This is a genomic window from Streptomyces griseus, from assembly GCF_001715295.1.
GTDB classification, from domain to species: domain Bacteria; phylum Actinomycetota; class Actinomycetes; order Streptomycetales; family Streptomycetaceae; genus Streptomyces; species Streptomyces griseus_G.
The window spans coordinates 684,298-704,976 of record NZ_MDKB01000004.1; the positions used below are offsets into that span (position 1 = coordinate 684,298).

The 20,679-nt window shown below is 68.7% G+C and carries 15 protein-coding genes and 2 pseudogenes; 9 read left to right on the plus strand and 8 right to left on the minus strand.

The window, feature by feature from the left end; genetic code table 11:
• Positions 1-727: 727 nt before the first annotated feature.
• The 4 genes from BA175_RS24750 to BA175_RS24765 form a co-directional block, all read right to left on the minus strand.
• Positions 728-1,396 carry a nucleotidyl transferase AbiEii/AbiGii toxin family protein gene (locus BA175_RS24750; RefSeq protein ID WP_175420913.1) on the minus strand — a complete coding sequence of 223 codons (669 nt, stop codon included), beginning with the start codon at positions 1,394-1,396 and terminating at the stop codon, positions 728-730.
• A 5-nt stretch (positions 1,397-1,401) separates the two neighbouring features.
• Entirely contained in the window at positions 1,402-1,794 is a 393-nt protein-coding gene (locus BA175_RS24755; protein WP_069173681.1) for a hypothetical protein, read from the minus strand.
• A gap of 607 nt (positions 1,795-2,401) precedes the next feature.
• Positions 2,402-2,947 carry an amidohydrolase family protein gene (locus BA175_RS24760; protein ID WP_069173682.1) on the minus strand — a complete coding sequence of 182 codons (546 nt, stop codon included), beginning with the start codon at positions 2,945-2,947 and terminating at the stop codon, positions 2,402-2,404.
• A gap of 153 nt (positions 2,948-3,100) precedes the next feature.
• Positions 3,101-5,884 (minus strand): helix-turn-helix transcriptional regulator, encoded by a 2,784-nt coding sequence (locus BA175_RS24765; protein WP_069173683.1) that lies wholly within the window; start codon positions 5,882-5,884, stop codon positions 3,101-3,103.
• A 288-nt stretch (positions 5,885-6,172) separates the two neighbouring features.
• Between BA175_RS24765 and BA175_RS24770 the strand changes: the two genes are divergently transcribed.
• From BA175_RS24770 to BA175_RS31995, 4 genes are all read left to right on the plus strand, one after another.
• On the plus strand, positions 6,173-7,087 hold the full coding sequence (locus BA175_RS24770; protein ID WP_069173684.1) for an MBL fold metallo-hydrolase: 915 nt from the start codon (positions 6,173-6,175) through the stop codon (positions 7,085-7,087).
• A gap of 20 nt (positions 7,088-7,107) precedes the next feature.
• On the plus strand, positions 7,108-8,601 hold the full coding sequence (locus BA175_RS24775) for a carboxylesterase/lipase family protein (RefSeq protein ID WP_069173685.1): 1,494 nt from the start codon (positions 7,108-7,110) through the stop codon (positions 8,599-8,601).
• Positions 8,602-8,648: 47 nt separating this feature from the next.
• On the plus strand, positions 8,649-8,912 hold the full coding sequence (locus tag BA175_RS31990) for a Rid family hydrolase (protein ID WP_254667967.1): 264 nt from the start codon (positions 8,649-8,651) through the stop codon (positions 8,910-8,912).
• Positions 8,913-8,991: 79 nt separating this feature from the next.
• On the plus strand, positions 8,992-9,240 hold the full coding sequence (locus BA175_RS31995; protein ID WP_254667968.1) for a hypothetical protein: 249 nt from the start codon (positions 8,992-8,994) through the stop codon (positions 9,238-9,240).
• Positions 9,241-9,331: 91 nt separating this feature from the next.
• Here BA175_RS31995 and BA175_RS24785 read toward each other — a convergent pair whose 3' ends face one another.
• Positions 9,332-10,057 (minus strand): SDR family NAD(P)-dependent oxidoreductase, encoded by a 726-nt coding sequence (locus BA175_RS24785; protein WP_069173686.1) that lies wholly within the window; start codon positions 10,055-10,057, stop codon positions 9,332-9,334.
• 721 nt (positions 10,058-10,778) lie between these two features.
• On the opposite strand from BA175_RS24785, the gene BA175_RS24790 reads away from it, so the two are divergent.
• Together BA175_RS24790 and BA175_RS24795 are read left to right on the plus strand one after the other, a co-directional pair.
• Positions 10,779-11,507 (plus strand): aspartate/glutamate racemase family protein, encoded by a 729-nt coding sequence (locus tag BA175_RS24790; protein WP_069173687.1) that lies wholly within the window; start codon positions 10,779-10,781, stop codon positions 11,505-11,507.
• Positions 11,508-12,094: 587 nt separating this feature from the next.
• Positions 12,095-12,697, plus strand: coding sequence for a hypothetical protein (locus BA175_RS24795; RefSeq protein ID WP_368073324.1), 603 nt, complete (start codon positions 12,095-12,097; stop codon positions 12,695-12,697).
• On the opposite strand, the pseudogene BA175_RS32330 reads toward BA175_RS24795, so the two are convergent.
• Both BA175_RS32330 and BA175_RS24805 read right to left on the minus strand, forming a co-directional pair.
• Positions 12,679-13,330, minus strand: a pseudogene (locus BA175_RS32330) (transposase). The gene BA175_RS24795 and the pseudogene BA175_RS32330 sit on opposite strands and share 19 nt — an antisense overlap.
• A 379-nt stretch (positions 13,331-13,709) precedes the next feature.
• On the minus strand, positions 13,710-14,972 hold the full coding sequence (locus tag BA175_RS24805) for a CynX/NimT family MFS transporter (RefSeq protein WP_069173689.1): 1,263 nt from the start codon (positions 14,970-14,972) through the stop codon (positions 13,710-13,712).
• A gap of 133 nt (positions 14,973-15,105) precedes the next feature.
• On the opposite strand from BA175_RS24805, the gene BA175_RS24810 reads away from it, so the two are divergent.
• Positions 15,106-15,888: an AraC family transcriptional regulator gene (locus BA175_RS24810; protein WP_069173690.1), complete on the plus strand. Its 783-nt coding sequence runs from the start codon at positions 15,106-15,108 to the stop codon at positions 15,886-15,888.
• A gap of 27 nt (positions 15,889-15,915) precedes the next feature.
• Positions 15,916-16,200, plus strand: coding sequence for a transposase (locus BA175_RS30760; protein ID WP_107407634.1), 285 nt, complete (start codon positions 15,916-15,918; stop codon positions 16,198-16,200).
• Between the two features lie 373 nt (positions 16,201-16,573).
• On the opposite strand, the pseudogene BA175_RS32005 reads toward BA175_RS30760, so the two are convergent.
• Positions 16,574-17,146: pseudogene (locus BA175_RS32005) on the minus strand (preprotein translocase subunit SecA); the annotation flags it as partial.
• A 2,197-nt stretch (positions 17,147-19,343) separates the two neighbouring features.
• Here BA175_RS32005 and BA175_RS24825 point away from each other — a divergent pair.
• Positions 19,344-20,630, plus strand: coding sequence for an ATP-binding protein (locus BA175_RS24825; protein WP_069173691.1), 1,287 nt, complete (start codon positions 19,344-19,346; stop codon positions 20,628-20,630).
• The last annotated feature ends 49 nt before the right edge of the window (positions 20,631-20,679 follow it).

Here is a 20,679-nt window from a genome sequence, read left to right on the forward strand (position 1 = left end):
TATACGTTACGACAGGGTTCGGCAAGCGCCCTGCAAGGCGGTGACCTGGGACACCCTGTTCCGATGTCCCTCGAGGATCGGTCGGACGGTCGCCCTCGACGACCTCCACAACGGCAACCCGGGTCGGGTACGGCATAGGGAAAGTCCGGCCGGCAAGCGCCGGGCATCATGATCCATCGCGCGAGGTCTGTCATGGGTCGACCACTCATTCCACCGTCCACCTCAGCGGCGACGTCGGATCGCCCCTCTCATCGGGCTCGACCAGCGATCGGTGTCGCTGTCACGGGCAGCACGTCGAGGTGCTCGCCAAGATTGTTCTCGCGAACGGCGCTGTGACTGGGGAGGCCTGGTATCGGGTCTGTCCGGTGGGCTACGTTGAGCGGCGACGACTACCGGGACGGCATTGCGCCATACACGGATCGGTGACCCGGCGTTCCCCTGAGCGCCGTACGAGCCGGAACCGGCCCGCTGTCGGAACGAGGATCCGGCGCTGCTGCGCGGGCTCCGCCTCCTGTCGCGTTGATCACCTCCCGACACGTCACCCACGGCAGGAGAGCTGATGCCCGCCACGACGCTGCACATCCCACCGCGGACGGCCAGGCCGGCGCTTTCGCCGCTTTCCCGGACGGCGGTGAACGGCACCCAGGCGTGCTGATGTACCGGATGAGGCTATCGGCAAGCGCAGGATCCCCTCCTCCAGCAGGGTGCGGTCGAAGTCCGGACGTGATCAGTCGATGTCCGTATCATCGGCCTCTTCGAGGAGACGGGCCGCCAGATCGTCGGCCCACTCCACGGCCCACGTGCGGAGAGCGGTGATGGTGGCGTCATCGAGCCCGTAGGCGGCGAAGGCCTCGTCGTCGGTCCACTCGGCGCCCGTAAGATTCGATTGCAGATCCTCGCGCTCGAAGCGGCCTCGAGCGTGGCGGCGGCCGAACTCCTCAAGTTCGGCATTGGTCCAGCGGCGGGAGGCCGCGAACACGTCGATCAGGTCGCGGGGCGCTCCGCGGTCGGCGAGGGCGCGGACCTTGGTCCCGATCACGTCCTCCTCCGCGAGGACGGGCCCGTAGGGACTCTGGGCGACAGGCCGCCAGAAGATCTCCTTGAGGATGTCGACTTCGCATTCCTGCCCAGTGGCCGGATCGGCCACGGTGAAGCGGGCGGACAGCGGGGCGGTTTCCAGCGCGTGCACCTTCCAGCCGCGGGCTTCCAGACCGGCGCGGAGCGTGGCTGCGATGTCGGCCATGGGTGCCGGGTTCTCGGTGGCGACATCCAGGTCCTGGCTCGGGCGGCTCACGAGGCGGTGCGCCCGCACGGCATACCCGCCGGTAAGGACCAGGGGATACGGGGAGCCGAGGGCGATCACATCCGCCAGGAGCCGCGTGTGCAGCTCCGGCATGTCCGTCACGCGGCGGCCCGGGCGCGGGAGGCGAGCTGGGGGAAGGCATCTTCCCATACGGTGCGCACGGTGCGGCCGACGAGGGTGCGCAGCACCGGCCACAGTTGGAGGAGCAGGTCCTGGTTGAGGTAGCGGTCCAGGTCGTCGTGCAGGCCCTCGTGCAGAACGGTGCGGTACAGGCCCATGCGCTGGCGTGGCTTGCCCAGGTCGTACGACGTCATCCCGGACCAGGCCACGTGCAGCGGTAGCTCCACGACTCCCTGCGTGGGGCCGTGCAACTCGTCCAGCGACTCCGGCAGGCGTCGCTGGAACTTCTCCCGGTACAACGCGATATCCTCGGCGGCCGCGTCCGAGAGGCCGCTCGGCGTGGGCGCGGCGCGCTGTGGGATGGAAGGCATGCCTCCATTATTACTGTAGGGGAGCGGTAAGGGGCATGATGCGCGAGCTTGCCTCCGCAGTGGGCGGGACGGGCTCGTGAGGCGCAACCCACGGCACGAGAACGGTCCACCGACTTCGTCTGCGGGACCTCACCGCCGCCCGGGACACGGCCGCCGATGTCACTCCCCTGCGGCAGGTCCTGGACAGCGGTGACTTCCCCGGCCCCCGCATCTACTTACCCGAGCCAGGCCGCGATCTCCCAGACCTCCGGGCACGGCGACTTCTCCGCCGTCTACGACAGCGCCCCGACCTCCTCCTGCGGCATCCACGCACGGGCCGAGGAGATCGGCTTCCTGCGCATCGCGGACGGCCGTGACCGGGTGCTCGCGGCGGTACACGAACAGCTGAAGCGAGGTGCCACTCAGGTCAAGGTCATGGCGGGGGCGGAGTCGCCTCGCCGTACGACCCGCTGGATGTGGTCACGAAGCGGCGCGCTGGTGCCAGGCGCGCCACTGGCCGCCCGACGGGCCTTGTGGGAACCAGCCCGGGACCGGTTTCCGCAAGGGGCCCGAAGCCCATGCACCGCCACTCACACGAACGGTTCGACCGTGCTCGTCGATGACACCGCTACCGGGGCTGGCCCACTTCCTCGGCCACCCTGCGGCGGATCTGCCGCCCGGGGCGCGCCTCCAGGTTCTCCTTGCCGTCCTGGATGATGGGGGTGCCGTTCACGAAGACGTGCTGGAAGCCGGTGGATCGCTGCGCGGGCTCCGTGAAGGTCGCTTCGTCCTGCACGGCGGCGAGGTCGAACACCACGATGTCCGCGTCCGCGCCGACCTGGATCCTGCCCTTGCTCCGCATCTGCGGCACCGACTTCTCCAGGATCTGTGCCGGAATGAGGCTCGTCTTGCGGATCGCCTCGATCAACGTCAGCTTGGGCTGAAGGCGCCCGGGGCCCCCGCGCGCCCAGCCGGCGAGGAAGCGGGAGAAGCACCCGGCCGAACGCGGATGGGCGAAGGCGTCCTCGGGCAGCGGCCAGACGTCGCCCTCGACGAGGGATCCGTCCCCGCGAACCCACGGCATCGCGTCGGAGGCGATCGCGGCGTCGGGGTGCAACACGGAGAGGTCGAGCATCGCGGCGTCCTCGGGCTTGTCCGGGCGCAGGAAGTGCATCACGATGACAGCGCCGGGTTCCTTCTCCTGCAGTTGCCGAGGACCGTGCCGTTCCAGGCCACCGGGAAGGTGACCTCAGCTCCACATGGGCACGAGCAAGAACACGCCCCCGACGCGTAAGCATCGAGTGCCCACCATTACGGGAAACTTCACTCAGCCCTGGACGCCGGTACCCGACAGAATGCCTTCGACCACGTCGCGGAGCTGTGAGCGGGCGGTGATGCCGAGCTTGGGGAACACCCGGTAGAGGTGCGAAGCGACCGTGCGCGGTGAGAGGAACAGCTTTTCCCCGATCTCACGATTCGTCAGGCCACGGGCCGCCAGCTGCACGATCTGCTGCTGCTGGGGGCTGAGTTCGGCGAAGGCAGTGGGTACGACGTCGCTGGCTCCGATGCCGGCGGCACGTAGTTCTGCCTGTGCCCGCTCCGTCCATGGCCGCGCGCCCAGCCGCTGGAAGGTTTCCAGGGCGGCGCTCAGCAGCGGACGGGCCTCGGCGATACGGCGCTGCCGCCGGAGCCATTCCCCGTAGTCGAGCTGTGTCTGCGCCCGTTCGAAGGGCCACTGCTCACCTGCCGGTTCCTTGAGCGCTGCGCGGAAGAACGGCTCCGCGTGCTCGGGTTCCGCCAGCAGGGCGCGGCCCCGGCAGATCAGTGTCCTCACCCGTGCCGACATGCCTGTACCGAGGCGCCGCGCCGACCGTTCCAGCAGCTCTGCTGCGTGCTTCTGTCGTCCTCGGCGGACGGCCGCCGCCGCCAGTTCGGCCAGGAGGGTGTAGGAGACGTGGTAATGGACCGGATCGCCGTCGTCGGTGAACGCGGAGCGGAACTGCGTGTACGCGGTCTCGTAGTCGCCCTCGGCCACGGCCGCCATCCCCAGGCCCCGACGAGCGAAGACCGCGACGGAGCGGCTCTCCAGTGGGTCGACAAGAGCCAGGGCCCGTTCGACGAGCCGGCGTGCGGCGGCCGGGTCGCCCAGCAGAGCGACCACCGTGGCATCGAGTGCGTAAGCGCACGCCTCGGCGTGGTCGAGTCCGGCCGACGATGCCATGGCCGCGATGTCAGTCGCCACCGAGCGGGCCTCGGCCCAGCGGCCCTGCTCCAGGCGGGTCCAGCCGACCGCGCATCCCAGTCCGTCCGGGAGCCATCCACGGGCCTGCCACTGGTCGAACGCCTCGTCGAAGGTCCTGGCGGCGAGGGTGGTCCGGTCGAGCAGCCAGGCGACGATGGCCAGCGCGGTCAGGCGACTGGCGTCGCCCTTGGCCTTGGCGATGAGTCCGGGCAGGGCCGGTGAGAGGAGGGCTCCTGCGCTGCTGGGGTCGGAGACGGCCAGGACCCAGGCGCGCAGCGCCGCTCCTGCGGCATCCTCGGGCACGCGGGAGAGCAGACGCTGGATCTGTCGCTGTTGGGACTCCTCGCCCGAGTAGTAACGGACCACCGCCGCCGCGGCCAGCGCGTCGAGGACGAGGGGCGACCGGGCGTACGCCGCCTCGTCGGCAACACGTATGAGCAGGGCGAAGGCTGCTGGGTGAGGGGAGCCCAGGGACATGAGCTGTCCGGTGGCCAGCGCGGCTCTGCCCAGCAGTGCCTGGTCGTCGGTGCACTCGCGGACTGCGGCGGCCAGTTGTTCCACCCAGCCGAGTTGACCGGTGAAGACGGCGGTGGCGGCGGCTTCGGTCAGAAGACGCGCCCGGTCCTCGCGGCGCGGGCTGAGTTGCGCGGCACGCTCCTGGGCCGCGGCCGCGGCCGCGAAGCCACCCCGGCGCCGGGCCCGGTCGGCCGTCTGCTGCAGTGCGGCCGACACGTCCTGGTCGGGGCGTACGGTCGCGGCGGCGAGGTGCCAGGCGCGGCGGTCGGGCTCCTCGCGCAGCAACTCCGCGAGAGCGAGGTGGGCCCGGCGGCGTCCCTCGAACGACGCCGCATGGTAGACGGCGGAGCGGATGAGCGGGTGACGGAAGGAGATCCGGGATCCGTCCTGGCGTACGAGACCGGCCCGGTCCGCGGGTACCCATGCCTCGTCGTCCGCCTCGGGAAGTCCCACGGCCGCCGCCGGAGCGTCCGCCGTGTCGGCGGCCGCGAGCAGCAGCAGGATGCGGCGGGTCGGTTCCGGCAGACCCGCCGCGTGCCCCGCGAAGATCCGCTCCAGTCGGTCGGTGACCGGCAGCGGGCCCTCCACGCCACTGCCTTCGGGGTGCCGGATCGCGGTGGCGTGGGCCAGTTCCACCAGGGCCAGCGGGTTGCCGGCCGCCTCCTGGAGGATTCGCACCCGTGCCCGGCCGGTGGGCGGCGTGGGTTGCCGGTCCAGCAGTAGGCTGGCCGCCTCGGCGTCCAGCGGGCCGAGTTCGAGGCGCTCGTACCCCTTGTCGAATCCAGGCAGGGCGTCCACGGTGCGGACTCCGACCAGCAGCGTGACTGGCTCGCTGTCCATGCGTCGCGCCACGAACGAGAGAACATCCAGTGATCCGCGGTCGATCCACTGGGCGTCGTCGACCACCACCAGCAGCGGGGCCGTATCCGCCAGGTCCGACAACAAGGTCAGGACCGCCAGACCGACGAGCATCGCGTCGGGAGTCTCCGCACACTCTTCGAGCCCCAGGACGGCTCGGAGCGCGGAGCGCTGCCGCGGCGGCAGTCCCTGCGCTTCAGCGAGTACCGGGCGCACCAACTGATGAAGACCGGCGAATCCGAGGTGCGCCTCGGAACCGCTCCCCGCCGCCCGCAGCACTCGGCCACCCGAGCCCCGTGCGTGATCGGCGGCGAGGTCGAGCAGCGTGCTTTTTCCGGCACCGGGGTCACCCGTGACGATCAAAACGTCGCTGTGGGACCGGTCAGTGCCCACACGCCGGATGATTTCTGCGGTCTCGGCTTCTCGGCTCACCACCGCCGGACCGGGATTCCGCGTCGAGCGCCGCTCCCTACGAGCCCTTTCATCGTTTTGCACGAATGCTCCAAGGAATCGAAAGACCCCAAACACTAGCGTGGGGCTACGGCGGCGGCGCCGGCAGCGGTATCGAACCCGCTCGGAGCACTCGGAGCGCAGTCGTCGTCCGGGGCACCGGTGCGGTCACATGACTGCATACCCCCGACCGTTCGCCGAGCCGCAGAATCGTCGAGCGGGCACGGCCTCCTGCTCAGAGCCCTACGCACGGATGCAGTCGCGTGACGGATACCGCGCCCGCCGGAGCCGCTCGTACGGTGGGGTAAACCGTACGAACTGCAGGGAAATCGCATGGAACAGATCACGCTCGGCAACGTCTCCATCACTCGCGTTCGGGAATACTACGGGTCTGTTGAAATGGAGCCCCACGCCTTCTTCCCGGAAAGCTCGAAGGAAGTCTGGAAGGACGGCGTCCACTGGCTGGCCCCGCATTTCCTGGACTCCGGGACCAACACCGTGAATTCCGCGATCCAGACCTGGCTGCTGCGCAGCGGAGGCAAGACCATCCTGGTCGACACTGGTGTGGGCAATCACAAGGAGCGCCCGTACGCGCCGGTCTGGAGCCATCTGGAGACGGACTTCCTGGCCAACCTCGCCCGAGCAGGTGTCCAGCCCGAGGACGTGGACATCGTGATCAACACGCATCTGCACATCGATCACGTCGGCTGGAACACGTACCTGGACGGGCGGAGCTGGGTTCCGACCTTTCCCAACGCCACCTATCTGATGCCGAAGGACGACTTCGACTTCTGGAACCCGGCAAACGGCCACCAGTCGCTGCCCGGCCGCGGCAACCAGAACGTCTTCGAGGACAGCGTGGCCCCGGTCCACCAGGCCGGCCGGACGCTGCTGTGGGAGTACAGCCACCAGATCGACGCCGACCTGCGCCTGGACGCGGCTCCCGGACACACCCCCGGCTCCTCCGTGCTGACCCTCACCTCAGGGACGGACCGCGCGGTGTTCGTCGGTGACCTGCTGCACAACCCGGTGCAGATCGTCGAACCGGACGCCAACAGCTGCTTCTGCGAGGACCCGGCGGGTGCCCGCACCACCCGCCGCAAGGTGCTGGGCTGGGCGGCCGACAACAACGCGCTCCTGATCCCCGCGCACCTGGGTGGGCACGGAGCCGCCGAAATCGCGCGTCACGGCAACACATTCGACATCAAGGGCTGGGCACCCTTCGCCCCGTACTCCGAGCAGGGCTGACGCCCCGGAAAGGCATAGCTGTGAGCCACGAACCCGAGCCCGTCGTCACCGTCGCACAGGGAGCCGTCCGCGGTCTCCGCCAGGACGACGGCACCGCCACCTTCCTGAACATCCCCTACGCCGCTCCTCCGATGGGCGCCGGCCGGTTCGCCCCGCCGCAGCCGCACGAGCCCTGGGACGGCGTACGGGATGCCACCGTGCCCGGCCCCAATGCCCCGCAGTCCGAGCGGAAACTCGGCAGCATCGACATGGCCCCCTACTTCGGCGCCGGCTGGAGCCGTGGTGAGGACTACCTCACCGTCAACGTCTTCCAGCCCACCGCCGCGGACGACGCTCGGTCCGTGATGGTGTTCGTCCACGGCGGCGGGTTCGTCGCCGGGTCAACGCGGTCCGCCCTGTACGACGGTTCCGCCTTCGCCCGTGACGGCGTCGTCCTGGTCACACTCAACTACCGGCTGGGCATCGCCGGGTTCCTCGACATCCCCGGGGCGCCCGCCAACCGCGGCCTGCTCGATGTCGTCGCGGCGCTGCGCTGGGTGCGGGAGAACATCGCCGCCTTCGGTGGTGACCCGGACAACGTCACCCTGTTCGGCCAGTCGGCCGGGGCGACGGTCGTCGGCGGCATCCTCGCCACCCCTGAGGCCGCGGGCCTGTTCCGCCGGGCGATCGTGCAGAGCGGCAGCGGTCTGGGGGCGTTCACCTCCGAGCAGGCCGCCCGTGTCACCAGGGCCGTGGCCGAGGAACTGGGCATCGAGCCGCACACCGAGGCCTTCGCGGACATCTCCGACGAGCGCCTGGTGGAGGCCGCCTCCCGGCTCGCGGGCATCGACCTGCGGACCGAGACGCACCACGATCCGCTGATCGGCCTCAGCCCCTTCAGCCTGGTGCTCGACACACAGCCCGCCGTATCCGTCGGCGCCGGCCTGAGCGCCGATGTCGACCTGCTCGTCGGGACCAACACCGAGGAGGGAAACCTCTACCTGGTCCCGGTGGACACGTACGCAACTGCGACCGCCGACGATGTCGACGATACGGCGGCGCGCTCGCACCCGAAGCCCGCGCAGCTCGTCAATACGTACCGCAACACCCGCCCCGAAGCGTCCTTCGGTGAGCTGCGGTCGGCCATCATGGGTGACGCGCTGTTCGGCGCCGGCAGCTGGGCCCTGGTCGGCGCACATGCCGCCCACTCCCGGTCCGCCACGTTCAGCTACGAGTTCGCCTGGCGTTCCCAGGCCCTGGGCGGAGACCTCGGCGCCACCCACACGATGGAACTCCCCTTCGTCTTCGACCTCGCCGAACTCCCGCAGTTGGCGGGCGAGGGCGTCCTGCTCGGCCCCGACAAGCCCCCCGCGGACCTTGCCACCCGCACGCACGAGGCCTGGGTCCGCTTCGCCAGGAACGGCAACCCCGGCTGGGACCAGTACGACACCACACGCCGGACCACCATGCACATCGACGCCGAGTGGACCCAGGTCGACGACCCCCGCAGCCAGGAACGACAGGCCTGGGCCTGACCCCCTCGCACAGATCGCTCTGTGCACCCTTCGTCAAGGAGACACCCATGAAAAGCGTCATCACCACCGAGAACGCACCCACTCCGGCAGCCCCGCTGTCCCAGGGCATCCGTAAGGGTCCGCTTTTCCAGGTCTCCGGCCAACTCCCGTTCGACCCGGCCACCGGCGCGGTCGTCGGCACCACCTTCGCCGAGCAGACCACGCAGACCCTGCGCAATGTCACCGCCGTCCTCAAGGCGGCCGGCGCCGCACTGAAGGACGTCATGATGCTCCGCGTCCACCTCACCGACCCGCCCACCTGCCCGAGCTGAACGAGGCGTACGCGGCGGCCGTCGGCGAACCTTCCCCGCCCGCACCACCGTTCACCTGCAACTCCCTCCGTCGCTGCTCGTGGCGCTCCTGCGCCGGCTCATGGCCGCCGTCCGCACGGCGGGCATCTGCGCCATGGCGGTGCCCAGCCCCCTGCGTTCCGGGCCCACCACCATGTCAACCGTCGCCGCCACGATCCTGGACCGTCGTGGTGACGCGCTGGACGCGCTGGCCCTGGTCGCCCCCGACGAGGGCGGAACCCGGACCGCCGCAGCTCGGACGGCACTGCGGACGGCGGTCCTGGCGATCTCCCGGGCCGGGGGGCGGTGAACCGCGACCTGGCCGAGCGGCAGACCGGGGCCCACGGCGCCGGGCTCCCGAACTTACGCGCCTGGCGACGACCCGCGAAGCCGTCAGCGGCTCAGGACTCGACGAACTTGTCCGCCAGGCCCCGTTCCAGGTAGTCGTCCGGCAGGTCTTGGACGACCAGCTCGGCCTCGGTGCGTTCGGTATGCAGCCGCCAGTAGGCGTCGGCCATCGTCCGAGGCTGGGAGTCATGGCCCCCCTGGCCGATGAAGGCAGCGATCGCCACGTGCGCGGCGTAGACGCCTGTACCGGAAAGTGCCGCATGCAGGTTGAGGATCCAGTTGCGCATTCCACCGGTGGCGATCTGGACGTTCGCGACGTGCGGGGCGATCACCGGGCCCGACCCCGCGCCACTGCTGACCAGGACCGTCCCCGTGCCGCGCTCCAGCATGCCGGGCAGGACGTGCTGCACGGCCGCGACACCGCCGAGCAGGTAGAGATCCAGCTGGGCCAGAACCGAGTCGACGGTGACCTTCGTGGCCTCGACGAGCGGCGCGCGGCGCAGGTCTGCCGGGGAGGGCGCGGGTGAGTACTCGAGAACGTCGATCGGCCCCAGCCGCTCCTCGGCGGTGGTCAGCGCCGCGTGCAGAGCAGGACGATCAGTGACGTCGGCGGGGAACACCCCGACACGGACGCCGGTATCGGACAGATTATCGGCCACCGCCCGGAGCGTCGTACGGTTGCGGGCGATCAGCGCCACGTCGAACCCCTCGGCGGCGAACCGCCGACCGATCGCGCGTCCCAGCTGTGGACCTGCGCCGACGATCGCAATCGTGCTCAATTCGCCACCTCGTTAACCTTGTTCCGAGATTCCGGTGCATGCGGAAACTGTAGTAGGAAGGGTGTGATCACGGTTGCTCGGACCGGCTCGACAGCCTGAACGGAAGATTCGCGACAACGATGAGCGGCACCTTTTCGGCGGCGCGAACGCCTTCGCCGACTTCGCACGCGCGTGGCGGAGCCGGATGGGCGAGCTCTTCCCGCCTGCGGCCGTCCGTCGGACACCCTCGCCGGTTTCGCGGCGCGTGATGGTTCTGCGGGGGAGTGTCAGTTGGACGTCGTCATCTGAGGGTAAGTGGCGCAGGCGCGGAGATCCGGTCGCTGACCTGGCGGGTTGTGCTCACCCGTGGCTGGGTGAGTGCGGGGCGGGTTCGCCCGCCCCGTCCCGCGAACGAGTGGCCGCGCCGTGTGTGGTGACAGTGGCGGGCCCGGGCCTGGTGTCGGCGGCACCATCTCGACCAGTTCAGCGCGTGCTTGCCCTGTCGAGCAGGACGACGGTGGGGAGTTGCCGGTAGACGGCGGATCTCGGCCGGGGTGAGGTCCACGAGGTCGGGTGTCGTGACCGGCTTCCCCTTTTGGTGCTCCTGGGCGGCGGTGACGGCCAGGAGGGCGTGGGCGAGCACGGCGAGGTATGAAGGTTGATCATATCGCTTATTCCGCTCATGGAAGGATGGTCGGTGGTGAGCGAATGCAACTCGGAGGCAGTGTTGAGGAGCAGGGCAATGAAGACGATCGGGCTGATCGGCGGGATGAGCTGGGAGTCGACAGCGGAGTACTACCGGTTCTTGAACGAATTCACGCGCGACCGGCTTGGCGGGCTCCATTCGGCCCGATGCGTGCTTTATTCGGTTGATTTCGCGGAGATCGAGCAGTTGCAGGTCCAGGGACGCTGGGCGGATGCCGGCGAGATCCTGGCTGTGGCCGCTCAGTCCCTTGAGGCGGCCGGCGCTGACCTGATGCTCATCTGTACCAATACCATGCACAAGGTCGCCGACGTTGTCGAGGCGTCAGTGTCCATCCCGCTGCTGCACCTGGCTGACGCCACCGCAGACGCTGTAAGGGCATCGGGCCTGCGCCGGGTCGGACTGCTGGGAACAGCGTTCACCATGGAGCAGGACTTCTACCGGGGCCGTCTCGAAGCGGGCGGCCTCGATGTCAGTATCCCGGATCCCGAGGGGCGCGCACTCGTGCACCGCGTGATCTACGAGGAACTCTGCCTCGGAATTGTGCGGGACGAATCGCGCACAGCTTATCAAGAGGTCATCAAGGATCTTATCGCCGCCGGGGCTGAAGGCATCATCCTGGGCTGCACCGAGATCGAGCTTCTCATCGGCCCCGGCGACAGTCCCGTTCCGGTCTTCGCCACCGCACGACTACACGCCGAGGCGGCGGTAGAAGCAGCGCTGTCAGGCGCCCGGAACGACAACCCCACGAGGCCCGCATGCCACTGACCGGGGTGTCACCTCGCTCCTGAGCGGAGCGCGGTGACCTAGCGACATCGGTTCAGACACACCTGACCCGGACGTCCGTACGCGGCGAAGTGACATACCCGTACTCCCGACTCCGTCCGCATCCGGAGAGGGGCCGATCCGCTACTGAACTTGAATACGTGATGTCGATCTGACCAAGTGGGGCTTCCGGACGAGACATGGGATACCCAGTGGTAGGCCCGGGCTCCCTTCAGCACTACTCTGCAGGCCGCTGCGGTCATCCGTGGCGAACTCAACCCGGCCTATGAGGAGCACTTCAGATGGCTCGCACTACTCGGCCGCGCCCTCTCGACGTCGAGGCTCTGTTCCCCGAGGTGATCGTTCATCGTCGGGATGCCGTCCGACTGCATCCGCGTGTCGGTAATCCCAGTACGCGTGAAAGCTCACTCGGCGGACCGCTGCTGTGGCCACGTTCGCAGCCGTGGCCCCGCTGCGACGACGACCACCCACGCACGGCCCTCTCCCCGCCGGGAGTGGGGTCGATCTCGCTGGTGCCAGTCCTTCAAATCTTCGCCGCCGACGTGCCTGAGCTGCCGTTCCCTACTGGAATGGATCTGCTGCAGGTGTTGTGGTGTCCGTTTGATCACGAGTATGGCTACGTGCCTCGCCCCGAGGTCTTCTGGCGGGACAGTTCCCTGGTCGATGTCGAAGCAGCCCCGCCCCGCCCTACCGGCACGCACAATGGCTACCTCCCGGACCCATGCGTCCTGCATCCGGAACGCGTCACCGACTACCCGAACTGGGATCTGCCCGAAGGCGTCGCAGATGCACTCGAGGACAGGTTTGAGCAATTGGAGGAGGAAACCGGCTGGTCCTACTGGTCGCACCTCTCCGTGTCCGACGGAATCAAGGTCGGTGGCTACCCGACCTGGACGCAGGACCCGTTCTGGCCCACGTGCCCGACCTGCAACCAGCGCATGGACCACCTGCTCACTATCAACTCCTCCGAGTTCGACGGCGAGAGCTGGCGGACCTGGCTACCCATCGAGGACACCCCCGCCACGGGCACAATCTGGGACCTGCCCTACGAGGAACGCACACGGATCCAGCGCCCACCAGGGCTCATGCTCGGTGACATGGGCGGCATCTACCTCTTCGAATGCCTCCGGTGCCCCGACAGACCCTTCGCCTATCACTCCGACTGCTCCTGACAACCGTCTCCCTCATGGTCAAGTACCAGGCCAGTGCCCGCCAGGCAGCCGTCGATGACCGCAGGCTGGTACTGAAGCATCTTGAGCTTGCGCTTCACCGCGCGGGTGATCTGACCCAGGTCGGCGGCGGCGAGGTTGCCGATGTCGCGTTTGACCAGGGACCAGATGCCCTCCTGCGGGTTGAGGTCCGGTGCGTAGGTCGGTAGCTGGAACACGGTGATCCAGGCGGCGTTGGCCTCGAAGAACTCCTGCAGTGGCGCGACCAGGTGCATGCGCATGTTGTCCCACACGAGCACGATCGGTCCGCCGAGCTGGTTGTGGGCGCGGATGACGAGGTCGCGGTAGTCCTTCCAGCCGAAGCCCTTCGGTTCGTCCTTGCGGCCCCGGTACTCGCGGATCGCGTAGATCAGACGGGACCGCTCGCCGGGCTGATCCCCTCGACGCCAACCCGGCCAGGCCCTCCTCGCGCCACTGACGCCGCCAGCGTTCCACCGACCGCTCCGAGACCCGCAACGCGGCAGCGATCTCCCGATTCTTCTCCCCGCCCTCGAAGCAAGCCACGGCCTGCAGCCGGACCAGCTCCCGAGCGGCCCTCTCGGCGTCCGTCAAGCCACCACCCTGCGGATATCTCACCCCACCAGGACTACCGAAGCCACCTACGCGCTGTCCGGCGAACAGCCCGACATCACCCGATCAAGTTCAGTACTGCGGCGGGAGAGCGAAGAGCCGGGGGAGTGCACCGACGGAGGTGCGGCGTTCTCCGCTGAACCCGAGTCACCGGCGACCGGCCCATGGAGACGGTCCATCCGTGCGTCCCGCCGGTGCCGCGGGTCTCGCCCCGGAGGGAGCGGGCGAGTAGACCGGAGAGAGCCTAGTCGGACAGTGGGCGAGGTGCTGGGCCTCAGGTGGTGCTGTGAGCAACTTCCCCGACGTTCGCGGCATTCCACGGCTTTTGCGCCCTACCACCCACGTGCGCGGCAGGCCTTGTGCTGCCCGAGACCGAGCCCCTCCGTCAGCCGTGGGTGTCGAGGACGTGACGTTCTCGGCTTGCGAGTACGCCGGCCCACAGCTGCAGGACGAGCAGGCCGACCAGTGCCAGGAGCGGGATGGTCCAGCCTCGCGTGGCGGTGTGGAGCGCTCCCAGGCCGATGGGACCGGAGCCGGCCATGAGGTATCCGAGTCCCTGGGCCATCATCGAGACGTGGCCGGTGTGCCTGGCGTCGGGGGAGCGCCAGACGATGTAGGTGAGGGACAGGCTGAGCGAGGCCCCCTGGCCGAGTCCCAGCATGGTCATCCACACGTACGCGGCCGGTACGGGCGCCACGGCCAGGCCGATGAAGGCGCTAGCGGTCAACACGACGGCAACCGCGACGGGAAGCCACGCCGGGCGGGTCCGCCTGGCGATCGCGGGTGTCACGAGTGAGGCGGCGATGCCGAGCAAGGCCGAGTACGACAGCATCCAGCCTGCCGTGTCCGTGTCCGTACCCGCGTCCTGGAACAGGGTGGGAACCCAGGTCAGGGCCGCGTAGTAGCTCATGCTCTGGAGGCCCATGAGCGCGGTCACGGCCCAGGCGACCGGATCGTGCATCAGGGCGCGGACGGAGGGCTCACCGGCCTCGGGCAGGGCGTCGGCGACATCACGGGTCCGGGGATCGCGGACGGGAGCGGGCCGCAACCGCGGGACGAGGGCGGCGAAGGCGATGAGGGCGGGAACGGCCCACATCCCCAGAGCGGGTCGCCAGCCGCCGCCCGCCCATGCGAGCAACGGCACCGTGGCACCTGCCGCGAACGCGGCACCGACGGAGAGCGCGGTCGCGTACAGCCCCATCATCAGGCCGACGCGGTGGGAGAAGTCCCGGTTGATCGCGGCGGGCATGATGACGTTGGCGATCGCGATCGACGCACCGATGACGACGGTGCCCGTGAAGAGCCCGGCGAGGCCGGGCCCGAGACGCAGGGCGATGCCGGCGGCGAGCGCGAGCATCGTCGTTCCGAGGAGCCGATGCAGGCCCAGACGGCGGGTCAATGCCGGAGCGACGAACGCGAAGGCACCGAACGCGACGACGGGAATGGTGGTGAGGAGGCTCACGACGACCTCGGAGAGACCGAGATCCGCCTTGATGTCCGAGAGCACCGGGCCGACCGAAGCGACACCTGTGCGCAGGTTGAAGGCGGCCGCGAGCAGGCCGATCGCCGTCACGGCGGTGCCGAGTCTGCCGCGGACACCTGTGCCGAGCCGTGTTCGGGGTGTCGGTTCCTGGAGAAGACTGGTCACGTCAACGGTCCTTTCGGTTCCCGGCCGGGATGTGTCCGGCCTGGCGCGCGATTGCCGCCGGCCAGGAGGCGCCGGTTCTGCCCCCAGTCCAGCCCAGGGGAGACGAGGCGACCAACCGATAAACTGACGAGTGATGCCTGAAACCCGCCACACAGCGAAGCAGCGTGAACACGTCCTCCGTGAGCACGTCTTCCTGCTCGGGCACGACGACCGCACACCCGAGCACAAGCACACGCGCGGACACCTGGTCTACCCGGCCACCGGCGTGCTCTCGCTCGTGGCCTCGGTGGGTGCGTGGATCGCCCCGTCGAACCGGGTCGTATGGATTCCGGCGGGCTTCGAGCACCAGCACCGCGCCCACGGCCGGACCGACATGCGCATCGTCTTCATGGCACCGAGCCTGGCCGCACTGTTGCCCGCGCATCCCGCTGTGCTCGTCATGACGCCGCTCGCGCGTGAAGCGATTCTGACCCTCACCGGTTCCGAACGCCGGTCAGCGAGCGCGCGCTCGCGTCTGCGCCGGGTGGTCATCGACGACATCAGCACCGCGCCCGAACAGCCGCTGCATCTTCCCGAGCCCCATGACGACCGGCTCCGTGCCGCTGCCGCCCTGGTGGAGGAGGGGATCTCGAACCCTCTCACGCTGAGCGAAATCGGACACCAGGTCGGGGCGAGCGAGCGCACTCTGAGCAGGCTCTTCCGGCAGGAGACCGGAATGAGCTACCCCCAGTGGCGCACACAGCTCCGCGTCCACCACGCACTTCTGCTGCTCGCCGGCGAGGTCTCGGTGATCAATACGGCCAGCGCCTGCGGATGGGCGAACCCGAGCGCTTTCATCGACGCGTTCACGACACTCGTCGGGCGGACGCCTGGTCAGTACCAGCGCTCGCTGAGGGAAGACACGACGCCGGTCTGAGCAGGTGGTCGACGGTGGCCTGTCACCCTGGGACCCGGCGCCACAAGCTCCACCAAGCAGCTCCTGGAGTCGGCTCCCGAGGGCGAGATCACGATCACCTCGGGTTCGGCAAGCACGATCCAGGCTGGGAAGAACGGCGGCACGTCACGTACCGGCACCTGGGCCGAGACCGTTCTGACCGATGTCGGCCCGGTGGAGATGACCGTGTCCCGCGACCGGGACAGCTCCTTCGGGCCGAGGATCGTCAAGAAGTGGCAGACGCGCCTGTCCGGCGTGGACGAGACGGTCATCTCGCTCGCGGCGCCAGTGTGAGTGGGCGTGTTAGTGGCAGGGGTTGTGCGTCAGCGGTGTTCGGTTGTTGATTGCCTGGTCATGCGCTGTGGATGTGTGCTGGTCTGCTGTCATGAGGTGACCAAATGGCTGCCGTTGAGCAGCTGGGGTGGGGCAGGTTCGCTGTCGTGGGGGTGGCTGTTCCTGTCGGGGGTTTGTCGTAGGCCGATGTTGTCGGCATACCGCGACGGAGATCTTTCCAGGCGCTCGTGGACGAAGCCGAGGGCCGCAGAAGGCGCACGAGCCTGTCCTGCGGATCCGGCTGCTCACCGACGCCGCAGTGCGTCGAGATGTGACGTAGGCCCATGATCGGCGGCGTTGGTGTCGCAGGAGGGGCTTCTGGCGAGGGCTGTTCCTATCGTTTCCGCTTGTGCCGTGTTGCGTTCCTCGTGTCGCCTTGCGGCCGCTTGGCGTTCGGGTGGATCGAGCGATGAAGCTCTGAGGGCGGCCGCAAGGACGACAAGATGGCCGTCTGAGCAGCATCAAGCGGTCCGGTGTGCCCGTCGTAGCAAATATCGAGGAGCTTGCGGGTTGATTGGTCGTAGAGGAAGACGACGCCTCGCGGCAGACCGAGTTGGTGCTTCTTAGCTCGGAGGTAGTTGCGGAGCCTCCTGTCCGTCTCTTCGGAATCGGCTCCAGCCGGATGGGTGGCCCACACGAACAGCCAGCCCTCTGCCGGGTCGACGCTGGCCGTGAGCGGCACGGTCAGGCTACGGCCCTTGGGGCTCGGACTGTCGAGGAGTTCGCTGCCGTGGCGGGCGAATTTGTGCTGCACGTCGGTTGCCCCAGACAGCAGCGTGGCGCCGATGCTCAGCCATCCAGTGACATTGCGGGACTGCAACTCGTCGACCAATGGCGTGAGCGGTGATGGCACCATCGCCGGCTTGGGCGCCAGTGCTGAGCGCGCGCCGTCGCGGTCTTGGGTGTGNGAACCACTGGTCCAGCGCATCGGTTCGGCTGGTCAGGAACGCAGGACTTCTTGTTCGGTAGCGGCGCAGTTCGGCTGTGGCCGGCTCGGGCAGGAAGGGGAACGCCGCACGCACCTGCACCGGGTCGGGTTCCACCCAAAGGCCTGCCTCGAAGAAGTACAGGAACAGATCCATTTCGTCGGGCGCGTGGAACATCACGGTGACGTCGGGGTTGCGGCGCCGACGCAGGTACAGCAGGAACTCGGCCGGACGTGCCACCAGTTCGGTGATCAGCTCGAGATCGTGCAGAGATACCGTCCATGGAATGTTGCCCTCGGCCAGCAGGCCGGCCCGCACCAGCTCGGCGGTGGCAGTCAGGACCGTTGATAGGTCATCGAGACTGACGGCGATGGTGTGGATCTCACGGATTTGGCTGAGGTCGATCCATCCCTCGTTCTTGGTGCGGAGGCCGCCGTCCCGCTCGATGGCGTCGCGCATGCGCCCGGCCTGGTCGGCTGCTTTGGTGATGATGCCGGTCAGGTCGGTACGGATCCGTGCCGCCTTGCCCCCGCGGGATAGGGCGCTCAAAGCGACGGCCTTGTCCTCCACGATGATGGCGACATCGTCGAGGACGATGAGGTGGTCGCCCTCGGCCCGTTTGGTGTACTTCGAGGGGTCGGCGGCCTCAGCTTCATCATCGCTCGCGGGTAGGTAGTACTCCAATCCGTCCCGGAAACGAGCGCCGGGAAGGACACGCTCCAGCGCGGCGTGTGTGCGGGATTCGAGAAGGTCTCCGCGATGCTTGGCGTACTGGCTCCACACCGGAGCTGTCTTCTTCAGGTGTTCCTCGAGGTTCTCCCGCACAGCGAACACGTTCAACGCCGGGTGCGGCAGCATCAGACGCCCGTCTGCGCCCACGATGAGTGGCCGTGTTCGCAGCGGGTTCCTTCCGCTGGTGAACGCCTCGACGACATCTATCGGACTGTCCGTCCCCAGGTCCAGGCGGAACCGCTCGACAACGGCCCGGACACATTCTTCCGGCAGGCTCGTATGCGCAACGATGTCGTCGATCGTGACAGTGGCCTGCTCGGCAGGTGGCTCGAACATCGACGTGACGCTGAGCATGGCCTGCTCCGTTAGCTGCCTGTCCGCCCGGCCTTCGTCCTCCGCCGCCATCGCGTCCAGGACCGCATTGCCCATCGCCTCAATGCGGTCGTTCAGTCTGTCCTGCTGCAGGTCGTGGCAGGCGTTGAGGACGGCAATTGCATCCGCGGCGTCGAAGCCCAGTTGCGCCTGCAGGGCTGCGCGGACGCTCTCAACGCCGTCAAGGAGCGCCAGATTGGTTTCCTCTACCATTTCCGGATATGACGGATTGCGCATCCATACTTCGGCGCCCCGAATGAACAAAGACATCATGGCGAACTTGTCGTTCGGGTCAGCACGCGCGAATGAACGCAGCTGAGCAAGGTGGAGGACCTTGCTCAGCTCTTCCTTCGCGCTGGAGACGAAGTGGCTCATCTCCTGAAATCCGGCTTCGGGCCCGACCGTCGTCCCTGCCTCCTGCCGGGCGGTCAGAGCAATCAGCGCCAGCAGTTCGACGTAGACCGCGCCCGCTTCCGCAGTGACAGGTATCTCGCCCTCGCGGGCCATCGGCAAGAATCGCTGACGAGCCACCTCGATAAGCCGCATCGCGTCGAAACGCCGCACCTCCACGACGAACTCCTCGATCGCCGTGGCGAAGGTCGCGTCAGCCTCAGATGCAGGGTCGTCGCCAGTGAAGGAGGCCATGAGCGTGGTCATGGTGGTCAAGGAATCCGCTATGACCTGCGCGTGGGGATCGAGCACCAGCGTCTCCGGCACGGAACGGCGATGTCTCTTGTTGCGCGCTTCGCGTCGCTTCGTGCGGGAGCCCATGGGGCACTTCACCACACAATACGGGCGGCCAGCAAAGGATTTGGCGTTGCACAGCAGCCACCTTCGACAGCTGTCTGCGGTTAGCCGGGTGGTCGGCGGTCGCGGGTGGGAGACCGCTGCTGTCATGGGGTGACCGGGTGGCTGACACGGTGCGGCTAGCAGATCGCGGCCCGGCTGTGTTGGGTTTGCCGGTCTTCGTGTGGAGGGGGTGGCCGGGGCGGTGGGGTTGGCCTTGTGACGGGTTCGGGAACCCCGGTGGGGGAGACGGCGCCGGGTCCGCCTGGTTCGGCGGAGGCCGGGCGGGTGGTGCGGGCTGTGGTGGTGCGGCGGCTGCTCGTGGTGGACCGGGGTGAGGGCGGTCTGTCGTCGTTGCACGTGCGGATCGCGGCCGGTTTGGCGGGCGTGACGGAGCGGACGGTATGGCGGTGGCTGGCCGAGGGACGCGAGGGGCGGCTGGAGGCGCGGCCACGGCAGGGCGGGTTCGTGGTGGGGGACGCCTTGTGGGAGGTGCTGACCCAGGCGGGCGGGAACGTCGCCGAACTGCGCCGAAGGATGCTCCGGGCGCAGGACGAGGGCGTCCTGGAGCACTGGGGGGCGGAGTTTGTGCCGTCCTTGGCGACCCTGCACCGTGCGATCAAGGACGAATTGCGGGCGGGCCGGGTGCTTCAGGTCGCCCGGGCGGCGTCGGGCCGGGTGGAGCCGAGCCGGTACGACCGGGCGCTGGCCGAACTCGGCTTCGCAGAGGGTGCGAACGGTCCGCCGGTCGTGGACGGCCCGGATGCCATGCCGTCCGGCACGGGCGGTGAACAGCGGCCCGGCGTGGTGAAGACCGCTTCGCGTACCCGGGTGTCGGGTGGAGTGCGCCTGTACGCGCCGGGAGCGCGGCTGGTGTCCACGCGGCAGGTGGCCGGGGTGGTGGAGGCGGTGGGGCATACGGTCGCCGCGCGGGGGATCGGCTGTGTATACGGGGACACGGGGCTGGGGAAGACGGTCGCGGTCGAGCAGGCTCTGCATCTGCTGCCTGCCCGGGTGCCGGTGTGGCGGGCGGTGGTGGGAGTCAGGCCCGGGCTGCCGCAGGTGCGGGCCGCGTTGTGCGAGGCGCTGGGACTGCCGTCGGGGTCCTTGACCCACCGGGCCGGACCGGCCGACCAAGCGCTGGCTGAGGCGCTGGCTGAGCCGGGTGTGCTGTTCCTCGACGACGCGCAGCGTCTGTCGCCGCCGGTGCTGGACTACCTGCGGCAGCTGTGGGACTCGCCGGGCTGTGCGGCTGCCCTGGTGCTGTGCGGGGCGGGCAGCGAGCGGGCGCTGGCCCGAGCCGCGGCGATGCATTCCCGGGTTCTGACCTGGCACCAGGTCAGCCGCCTCGACATGCAGGACGTACCGCGGACGCTGGGTCTGTTCCACCCGGTGTGGGAGGACGCTGACCCGGCCGACCTGGGGCGGGCGGATGAGCAGACCGCCCGCGGCAACTTCCGTACCTGGGCGAAGATCACCTCACATGTCTGTGCAGCCCGGGGCCGCGCCCCCGGTGCGGGTGTGGATCGGGACGCGATCGACCAGGCCTGCGCCCGGCTCGGTCCGTACTCATGACCGCCACTCTCACGCGCCCGGGACGCATCGGTTCCGGCGGCAGAGAACC